This is a genomic window from Exiguobacterium sp. SH0S7 (assembly GCF_004337195.1).
Classification (GTDB): Bacteria; Bacillota; Bacilli; order Exiguobacteriales; family Exiguobacteriaceae; genus Exiguobacterium; species Exiguobacterium aurantiacum_A.
Genome location: NZ_SJVA01000035.1, coordinates 1 through 547, shown reverse-complemented (window position 1 = coordinate 547; position 547 = coordinate 1). Strand labels below are relative to the sequence as shown.

Below are 547 nucleotides of genomic sequence, written 5' to 3'. Positions count from 1 at the left end.
CCGATGTGGATTGGCTGGGGCGACTGGTTAACCTGGGCCAGCAGCTCAACCTGGGCCTTTCGTTAGAACGCCCCCAAGAGCTGTATTACCAGCACCTCAATCGCCAGGTGTTTGCCCTGCTCAAGCAGGCGGCGGTGTCGAGAAAGCCCCTTGGCCAAGACAGCCGCGCCCAGGTCAACGACATCCTCCGCCTCGGCGAATACTTGTCGATGGACGTGGGCGCAGTGCTGAAAGCGCTAGATCATCTCGATCCCGGTCGGCCTGCATAAGAGGGTCGACATCGAGATGAGCAGCAAAGACTCCAGCAATACCTCTCGTACTAACTGGACGGCACTAGAGTCATTGGAGGATGAAGGAGTTGATTATTCCGACATTCCTCCTTTGCCGGAAGAATTCTTTGAGAAGGCGATGCTAAGAATCCCTGTGTCACAAGCACAGCAGCTTGTACAAGTTGAGCCTGATGTATTGCAGTGGTTTCAAGCCCAGGGTGCAGAATATAAGGCTTTGATTAACTTGGTTTTACGCTGCCATATCGAAAACCAGAGTA

General features: G+C 53.4%; 2 protein-coding genes. Both read left to right on the top strand.

All coding sequences use genetic code 11. The features are described 5' to 3' along the window. Nucleotides 1-269 (top strand): hypothetical protein (locus tag EVJ22_RS15270; RefSeq protein ID WP_131444274.1); only part of this gene is annotated, 269 nt, incomplete at its 5' end. 16 nt (nt 270-285) lie between these two features. Beyond that, the coding region (locus EVJ22_RS15265) for a BrnA antitoxin family protein (RefSeq protein ID WP_131444271.1) at nt 286-547 on the top strand (262 nt) is incomplete at its 3' end.